Source organism: Enterobacter cloacae complex sp. OE43NF, assembly GCF_023544405.1.
Lineage (GTDB): Bacteria > Pseudomonadota > Gammaproteobacteria > Enterobacterales > Enterobacteriaceae > Enterobacter > Enterobacter cloacae.
In genome coordinates, this window is record NZ_JAMJFW010000042.1 from 33,772 (window position 1) to 42,835 (window position 9,064).

Annotated in this window: 5 protein-coding genes; all 5 read left to right on the forward strand. The window is 53.3% G+C overall.

Translation table 11 applies throughout. From position 1 onward, the window contains the following. The first annotated feature begins 15 nt into the window (after positions 1-15). The 5 genes from tssH to M8370_RS17840 are packed head-to-tail and all read left to right on the forward strand — an operon-like array spanning position 16 to position 8,971. A complete protein-coding gene (gene tssH / locus M8370_RS17820; RefSeq protein WP_250021519.1) occupies positions 16-2,652 on the forward strand; it encodes a type VI secretion system ATPase TssH in 2,637 nt (878 codons plus the stop codon). After that, positions 2,649-5,021 carry a type VI secretion system Vgr family protein gene (locus M8370_RS17825; protein WP_250021520.1) on the forward strand — a complete coding sequence of 791 codons (2,373 nt, stop codon included), beginning with the start codon at positions 2,649-2,651 and terminating at the stop codon, positions 5,019-5,021. Before tssH ends, M8370_RS17825 begins: the two co-directional genes overlap by 4 nt. 9 nt (positions 5,022-5,030) lie before the next feature. Continuing rightward, entirely contained in the window at positions 5,031-5,891 is an 861-nt protein-coding gene (locus tag M8370_RS17830; protein WP_048970895.1) for a DUF4123 domain-containing protein, read from the forward strand. 1 nt (position 5,892) lies between these two features. Beyond that, the gene (locus M8370_RS17835; protein WP_250021521.1) at positions 5,893-8,478 is read left to right on the forward strand and encodes a T6SS effector BTH_I2691 family protein; all 2,586 of its coding nucleotides are present in this window, start codon (positions 5,893-5,895) and stop codon (positions 8,476-8,478) included. A gap of 1 nt (position 8,479) precedes the next feature. Beyond that, positions 8,480-8,971, forward strand: coding sequence for a hypothetical protein (locus tag M8370_RS17840; protein ID WP_250021522.1), 492 nt, complete (start codon positions 8,480-8,482; stop codon positions 8,969-8,971). The last annotated feature ends 93 nt before the right edge of the window (positions 8,972-9,064 follow it).

A 9,064-nucleotide genomic window follows, 5' to 3' on the forward strand; every position in this document is an offset into this window, starting at 1 on the left:
TAAAGAGAGAGTCTCATGGAAAATCCAGCCAGCCTGTTACGTCGTCTGAACCCCTACTGCGCCCGTGCGATGGAAGGCGCGGCTTCCCTGTGCCAGACCCGCGCCCATGCGGAAATCCTGCCCGAGCACTGGCTGCTGAAGCTGCTGGAGCAGGGGGAGGGCGATCTCACCGTGCTGGCCCGCCGCTACGAGTGGGATATGGACGCCATCTGGCAGGATTTGCTGAATTTTCTGGAGAAGCTGCCCCGTTCAGTGCGCGGCCGTCCGCAGCTTTCGGACAGCACTCAGACCCTGATGCAGGACGCGTGGCTGCGCGCCTCGCTGGCGGGCGAAGAGCAGATACGCAGCATTCACCTGCTGATGGCGCTGGTGGACCGGCAGAGCCTGGTGCGCTGCGACGGTTTATGGCCGCTGCTGACGCTGGGGGTGAGCCAGCTTGAGCGTCTGCGACCGCTGCTGGATGCGCAGTCAGACGAGCGCGAAGAGGTACAGCAGGAAGAAGAACTGGCGCAGGGCGGCAGCGTGCCGCTGTCCGGCAGTGAGGTGAAAGAGGGCGAACTGAATCCGGCCCTGCAGAACGCGCTGGACAAATTCACCCTTGATGTCACCGCTAACGCGCGTGAGGGCAAAATCGACCCGGTTTTCGGCCGCGACAATGAAATCCGCCAGATGGTGGATATTCTCTCGCGGCGTCGCAAGAACAACCCGATTCTGGTCGGCGAGCCGGGCGTGGGGAAAACCGCCCTGGTCGAAGGGCTGGCGCTGCGCATCGCCGAAGGGAATGTACCGGAACCCCTGCAAACGGTGAGCCTGCGCACGCTGGACCTCGGTCTGTTACAGGCGGGGGCAGGCGTGAAGGGGGAGTTTGAACAGCGCCTGAAAAACGTCATTGATGCGGTACAGCAGTCTCCGTCCCCGGTGCTGCTGTTCATCGACGAAGCGCACACCATTATCGGTGCGGGTAATCAGGCCGGGGGCGCGGATGCGGCCAACCTGCTGAAACCGGCGCTCGCCCGCGGCGAACTGCGGACCATCGCGGCCACCACCTGGAGCGAGTACAAGCAGTACTTTGAGCGCGACGCGGCACTGGAGCGGCGCTTCCAGATGGTGAAAGTAGATGAGCCGGACGACGACACCGCCTGCCTGATGCTGCGTGGTCTGAAATCACGCTACTCACAGCACCACGGTGTGCACATTACCGATGAGGCGGTCAGGGCGGCGGTGACCCTTTCCCGTCGTTACCTGACCGGCCGTCAGCTACCGGACAAGGCGGTTGACCTGCTGGATACCGCCTCGGCCCGCGTGCGGATGAGCCTCGACACCGTGCCGGAGACGCTGACCCGGATGAAGGCGCAGCTCACGGCCCTGGCGATGGAAAAGCAGGCGTTACTGGAAGATATCGCGGTGGGTAACATCACCCACGGTGAACGTCTGGCGGCCATTGAACAGGATGAAGTCCGCATTATTCTGGAGCTCGACGAACGGGAAGCGCAGTACGGCCAGGAGCTGAAACTCACGGAAGCGCTGCTGGCCTGCCGCGCGGACCTTTCCCGTCAGGCGGAGATTGCCGGCCTGCAACAGCAACTGAGTGACGTTCAGCAGGGTAACCCGCTGCTGGGGCTGGATGTGGATGCGCGTACCGTCGCCACGGTGATTGCCGACTGGACGGGAGTACCGCTCTCATCATTAATGAAGGATGAGCAGACGGAACTGTTACACCTCGAAGAGCACCTCGGTAAACGCGTGGTGGGCCAGGATGCGGCGCTGAACGCCATCGCCCGGCGCCTGCGCGCGGCAAAAACCGGGCTGACACCAGAAAACGGCCCACAGGGCGTGTTCCTGCTGGTCGGCCCGAGCGGCACCGGCAAGACCGAAACCGCGCTGGCGCTGGCGGACGTGCTGTACGGCGGTGAAAAGTCGCTGATTACCATCAACCTGTCCGAGTACCAGGAGCCGCACACCGTTTCCCAGCTGAAAGGTTCACCGCCGGGCTATGTCGGTTACGGCCAGGGCGGCATTCTCACCGAAGCCGTGCGCAAGCGTCCCTACAGCGTGGTGCTGCTGGACGAGGTGGAAAAGGCCCACCGTGACGTGATGAACCTGTTCTATCAGGTCTTTGACCGCGGCTTTATGCGCGACGGCGAGGGGCGTGAAATCGACTTCCGTAACACGGTAATTCTGATGACCTCCAACCTCGGCAGCGACCACATCATGCAGCTGCTGGATGCACAGCCGGAAGCCACCGAACCGGAGCTGCACGAGCTACTGCGTCCGCTGCTGCGCGACCACTTCCAGCCAGCCTTACTCGCCCGTTTCCAGACGGTGATTTACCGTCCGCTCACGCAGGAAGCCATGCGTACAATTGTCGGGATGAAGCTCGGTCAGGTGAGCAGGCGGCTGAGCCGACACTACGGTTTGACCACCAAAATTGATGAGAGCCTGTATGACGCCCTGACCGCGGCCTGCCTGTTGCCGGATACCGGTGCGCGTAACATCGACAGCCTGCTGAACCAGCAGATTTTACCGGTGCTGAGCCAACAGTTGCTGACGCACAAGGCGGCGGGGCAAAAGCCACAGCATCTGACCCTGAACTGGAGTGAGGAGGCGGGGATCGGACTGGAGTTTGACTGTACAGAAGGAGTGCACGCATGAGCAGTAATCCCCCGCTGAGATTCAGCCACAGCCATCACCTGCTTTCGGTGAAGGGCTGTGACGCAGGGCTTGATGTGCTGGCGTTTGAGGGCGATGAAGCCCTGAGCAAACCCTTCCGCTACCGTATTGAGTTCACCAGCGCGGACCATGCCATCAGCAAAGAGATGATGCTGATGAAAGCGGCTTCCCTGACGCTGCAGGCTCCGGTTGACCAGGGTTATGGCATTAAGGTGCAGCAGCCGGTGCGGGTGATACAGGGGATGGTGAGCGGGCTTGAGCGTCTTGGCACCTCAAAAGATGAAACCCGCTACGCGGTCACGCTTGAGCCGCGTCTGGCACTGCTTGACCGCTCTCACCAGAACGCCATTTACCAGGACATGTCCGTCCCGCAGATTGCGGAGAAAATCCTGCGCGAGCGCCACGGCATGCGCGGCCAGGATTTCCTGTTTTCGCTCACCCGAGAGTATCCACGTCGTGAGCAGGTGATGCAGTACGGTGAGAACGACCTGCACTTTATCACCCGCCTGCTGGGTGAGGTCGGTATCTGGTTCCGCTTCACCACCGACACGCGGCTGAACATCGACGTGGTGGAGTTTTACGACAGCCAACAGGGGTATGAGAAAGGTCTGGCGCTGCCGTCGGTGCCGCCGTCAGGGCAGCACTCACAGGGTGTGGACTCAGTGTGGGAGATGGAGAGCCACCATAACGTGGTGCAGAAGGCGGTCAGCACCCACGACTACAACTACCGCCAGGCCACGGAAGACATGAATACCCTGGTGGATGCGACCTGCGGGGATACCACCACATATGGTGAGGCCTATCACTGGGCCGATAACTACCTGACACCCGGCAGCGCGTATGACCGCAACCCGGCGCCGGAGTCCGGGGCGTTTTACGCCCGCATTCGTCACGAACGTTACCTGAATGGCCAGACGAAGACCAGGGCCTTCACCAGCTGTCCGGTGCTTTCTCCTGGTCAGGTAGTGAAAGTCACCGGTGGTTATGAAGTGGCTGAGGTGTTTGCGCAGGGCGTGGTTGTTACGGCGATGCACAGCCATGCCCGGCGTGATGAAGATTTTGGCGTCAGGTTTGACGGTATCCCGGACAGCACCGATTTTTGTTTCCGCCCGGCGCCCGGCAGCCGCCCGGTGATGGCCGGCACCTTACCGGCCCGCGTCACCAGTACCACTGAAAATGACATCTACGGGCATATCGATAAGGACGGTCGCTACCGCATCAACATGCTGTTCGACCGCGATAACTGGGAAACCGGATTCGAGAGCCTGTGGGTCCGTCAGTCCCGCCCGTATGCCGGCGACACGTACGGCCTGCACCTGCCGCTGCTGGCGGGTACAGAAGTGGCGATTGGTTTTGAAGATGGCAACCCGGACCGGCCGTACATCGCCGGTGTGCTGCACGACTCAGCGCACGGTGACCACGTCACCATCCGCAACTACAAACGTAACGTCCTGCGCACCCCGGCGAACAACAAAATCCGCCTCGACGACGAGCGCGGGAAAGAGCATATCAAGGTCAGCACGGAATACGGCGGCAAGAGCCAGCTGAATCTCGGCCACCTGGTCGACAGCGAAAAACAGCAGCGCGGCGAGGGGTTTGAGCTCAGGACGGACAGCTGGGGCGCCATCCGGGCGCAGAAAGGGATATTCATCTCGGCGGACGGTCAGACAAAGGCGCAGGGCCAGGTGCTGGAGATGACTGCGATTAAACGCCAGTTATCCGACGCACTTTCTTTGGCCGAATCGCTGTCAAATATCCTGGAAACTGCAAATATCGCTCCATTGGATAATTGCTCACAGCAAACTCTTTTACAGCAAAGTGTGGATACCCTGCAACAGCCGGTAATTGTTGCTGGTGCGCCAGCAGGGATTGTACTTTCTTCGCCTCAGCATATTCAGTTTAGTTCCAACCAGAATCAGATATTAACCGCAGGCGGGGATACAGAAATATCAGCACTGAAACGTATTGCCTTAGTCGCGAAAAAAGCGGTGGTGGTGTTTGCCCATGAGATGGGGATGAAACTGGTTGCGGCGGCTGGAAAAATCGAAATACAGGCGCAGACAGATGGGATTGATATCACAGCCGCGAAAGGGTTAACCATTACGAGTACCGAAGATGAAATCCTTATCACGGCGAAAAAGAAAATCACCGTTCAATGTGGTGGTTCCTATCTGACGATTGACCCGACCAAAATTGAACACGGCACCCAGGGTGACTTTAAGGTAAAAAGTGCTGATTTTGACTATGCGGGTCCAGTGAAAATGGATGTTCCTTACCCAAAATTTACCGCCTGCGAATCTATGGCTTCTGATGCGGCAAGCCGGGGTGATGCAACCATGTCTTTGAGCTAAGGACGGCTGATGATTAATTACCTGGAGTATCCTTTACAACTGGCGGACCATCAATATGCGGTGATTGACCGCATGCGGGTGCCGGAACTGCCAGAAAACTGGCCGCATATGGAACTGGTTTCGCCGATGCTAGCACCACAGGCCCATCTTTACCCGTGGCTGATACCGTTGCATGAGCTTCCACCTGGTGAGTGGAGAACATTTATGGCAGACCTTTCACAATGTGCAGACCCTACTTTACCGCCGACGTGCGTCCTTTTATTGTCCTGTCAGCGCCCGATTAAGATCGTACACAATCTGATGGTCAATGCCCTGTTTTTAAAGGATACAAACCAAAAGGGACATATCCTGCGTTATTACGATCCGCGAGTGTTGTTTCATCTGCACTGGATGTTGAGCCCATGGCAATTGTTTAACCAGCTACCCGCCCAGGAAATACCATACTGGACATTCTGGCTGGAGGGAGAGTGGCACACACTGGCATTCCCGGCTCGGGTTTCTTGCCAACCCGGAGACCAAACAGAAATTCCGCTGGAACAATTACAGCGTTGTGGGCAGATAAACCTTACTTTGGAAAAACTGCCACATAGTGTCGATATGGCGCAGCGTCAGGAAAGCAGTCGCAAAATAGATGCTTTGCTTGTGCAGGCGAAGACATGTGGACTGCCGACCCAGGAAGATCGTATTGCATTTGCGCTGCATGGATTAGTGCAGCCAGAAGGTTTCTGGATGGCTCCGAAGATGGCGGCATTCCTGGCACTGTCCCGACAGGCTCCAGACTATTATCGTGATGTAACCAGTAACTGGGATGAACATCTCTGGCAGGAGATGACCCAAATGCAGCCCTATAATAATGTATGGGACAATTAATATGAGTACACAAAAAGGCTGTAAATTCTGTATTCGCTATGGGTTGCCAATTTTACCCGTTCGCCCAGCGGTTGTGGCAAAGGATGATGCACTACCTCTTTTGCCAGGCAGCGTCACCGTACCTGCAGTAGCAAAGGGCGAAACTGTATGGACGGGCCGCTTGCTGCGTGAGGGCTATTTATACATCTGGTCTGAGTCAGGTAACCGCTGGATAAATTACTTTGTCACTCGCGATGGATATTATTATCCGCTGCCTGAAAATGGAGATGTGCCTCCTGATATTGCAAATGGCAAGTCCAAGCCATGCGTTACTCAGCCAGAAGAACTGGCGAGTGCATCACTGATAACGCTACCGGTAAAGCCCTTGGGTATGAAAAACGGCGTGTTCTGGTTCTGCTGGTCCGAAGTGGAATGGACACCTGCGGTCCGCACAAAACATGAAGATGTGTCTTATCGCATCCAGTATATGCAACGTTTTGACATGGATGCCTGGATTAATAGCGGCAAGGCTGACCAGACTATTGCAATATCAGCGCTGACAGAAACAGTGGCTGAATACAGCAAATCAGGAGAAAGTTGCAGTGCCAGAATATGGTCCCGCGCCCCCTGGAAAGCGGCCACGACATTTGAAGCCCTTTTAATCAAAAAATCGGCGGACAAGCTTTACCCAAAGAAGGGGGCAATGATTTTGCTACAGGATCCACCTGCCGTCTTGCAGGATCTCTCCGCCATTATAGACTATGAATTGCAAAAAAATGTCTACAAAAAAGCCGAATATCAACGCGAGCTTGCTCTGGCCTCTGCAATTACTGGTTTGAAAGAATCGATGAATCGCCAGTTTGAACGAGACTCTATTGAGAAGAGTGAGAGCGAAGAGCGAATGGCACTTTATGGTCCCTTTGGCTACGCCGGGAATAGCGATGTTCCGGATAATATGTACACTTCGATCGGCGACAAAAAAATGAAGGCTGAAGCAGCCCGGAGGTGGGCGGAATATGAACAATATTATGAACCTTCACAAGTGGCTGACTTTCAGAAGAAATTTAATCAAATTTTACAGCAGTATAATGAAAGAATCGTAAGCCCACGTACTGAAATGTATCTTGAGTGGATAAAGGGCAGCGCCTTGCTCGGATATTTTAAGCATAATTTTGATACCCAGGAATTGAAAAGTGGTATTGAGTATGTCCAGACGCTGAATTACTGCATTGCCGGGATGCAGGACAAAGTGGGGGTCATTCGCCATTTTAATGATTTGTTGTCAGGGACACCTACAGATGCAACAAATATACTGGCTCGTGCTTTAATATTAAATCAGGATGTTCTGGCTAAAAAGTTAGCTAAAGCTACTGAAGGCTTTTCGGACTGGTTTGCCATTCCCTGGAGTGGGATTGCCGATGCCTTTAAAGATGGTATCGAAAAAATGCGTGACAATGCTGCCGGTGTGGCAGGAATTTTCATTGGGTTACTTTCAGGTATATTAACAAAACAGATCGCACAGGCATTAGAATCAAACAAAGTCTACGGCTGTTTAGTTGCGATGGGTGCAATAACAAATAAAGCACTGGTGCCTTTAGAAAAAACAGGGAAATATAAAGAGTTTGTTTCTCAAGTGGTCACGCAACTGGCTAAGGAAAGCGGACTGGACAGCAGAGCAAATAAAGACAGCTTACGACATTATGTTAGACGGGAGTTAAGACGACTCAGAATCGACGGGTTGCCAATGGAAGTTGAGGAAACAAAGAAATTTCTGGTCATGGTTGATATTGACAAAGTACACGAGATGGCATCGCTGCCACCCAAAGAGCGTGCTATTGCATTGAGTAAATTACTTCGAACATCAGCAGATGTTGAGGCTCAGCAATTTAGCCGCTGGCAGGGCGCCGTTCAGCGTGGAGTCACAAAAGCCGGGCAGGCTATGCCATTTACATTGGGGGTATGTTCCGGGATTCTTCAGGTTGCAGCACTTTTTATTTCTGCTGATATTCACAATAAAAAAACGCTCACTGCCGATCAGGGAGAAGCGCATTCCCGATTTTGGGCGGGCGTATTAGGTCTTGGAAGCACGACATTAGGCATTATTGAGACCGGTATTAAACAATTTCGGTTATTTGCTAATGCTGCGTCGAGGCTCCGGGTTTTCAGCTCTGAAACCTTTCTCAGATGGGTTGGTTATGTGGGGAAAGCATTTGGTGTGGTGGCTGGGGTGATTGCAGTGGGATATGATATTTTCCATTCGTTTAACGAATTTAACAAAGGGCATACCGGACTTGCTGTTGCTTACGGTCTTTCAGGGTTCGCTGGTGCTTGGGTGGCTGTTGCAGTCGTTGCCGCTTTACCTGTTATCGGAACGTTTATTGCCGTTGCGATTTTAATAGGTACGGCTATTTATCTGGCGTTTCAAAATCGCGACAATATTCAAAAGTGGCTGGTACAATGTAAATGGCGAAGAATACCTATTGACCCAGATGATACAAAAGAGAAACAAGATAAATATAAGAAGATAGTGGCAGCCGAACTGCCTGTATGGCCAACCATGAAAATGGAAATGGATGAGCTTAAATTAGCTCTCGGAGTGGAGGGGTAAAATGGATTATTACGGTCTTTTCCCTAAGTTTAAATTAAATCGTGAGCTTAATGATGAAGAGATAAAGCATCAGCTAAAACAACACCAGTTAATTAAACTGGATGGGCAATCTTTAGTTCCCGATATGAAAGTGATAACACTAAATTCCCATTATCTGGAACTGGTTGATAAATACTTCTCAGCAAAAGGGTTTCTGAGTCTGATTGCTGCATTTGTTTTTTTTTCAGCATCTCTGTTTTACCTTGCTGTTCTTCTTGACACCGTTCCATATCTCCGGTTGATGTTTTCGAAAAATGAAAAATCTCTTTTGATTTTCACTTTAATGTTGATTCCGGCAATTCTGTTTTCATTCAAGCTTCTTAAAACAGAATGGTTTGCCTGGACACATTACCCCGTTCGCTTTGACAGAAAAAAAAGACTGGTGCACGTATTCCGGTTAAATGGTTCAACCTACAGCGTTCCCTGGGATAGCGTTTTTTCACCACAGGACTGAGCCACAGAAAAGATGCGAACAAAGATTACTACATCAGCGGTCATGTGCTGGCAGATGATAACAAAACCGTGATTGACACCTTCTGTCTGCCGA

What these genes read in the sequence shown, in the direction of transcription:
- tssH (WP_250021519.1), top strand. Translation starts at nt 16, where the DNA reads ATGGAAAATCCAGCCAGCCTGTTACGTCGTCTGAACCCCTACTGCGCC.
- M8370_RS17825 (WP_250021520.1), top strand. Translation starts at nt 2,649, where the DNA reads ATGAGCAGTAATCCCCCGCTGAGATTCAGCCACAGCCATCACCTGCTT.
- M8370_RS17830 (WP_048970895.1), top strand. Translation starts at nt 5,031, where the DNA reads ATGATTAATTACCTGGAGTATCCTTTACAACTGGCGGACCATCAATAT.
- M8370_RS17835 (WP_250021521.1), top strand. Translation starts at nt 5,893, where the DNA reads ATGAGTACACAAAAAGGCTGTAAATTCTGTATTCGCTATGGGTTGCCA.
- M8370_RS17840 (WP_250021522.1), top strand. Translation starts at nt 8,480, where the DNA reads ATGGATTATTACGGTCTTTTCCCTAAGTTTAAATTAAATCGTGAGCTT.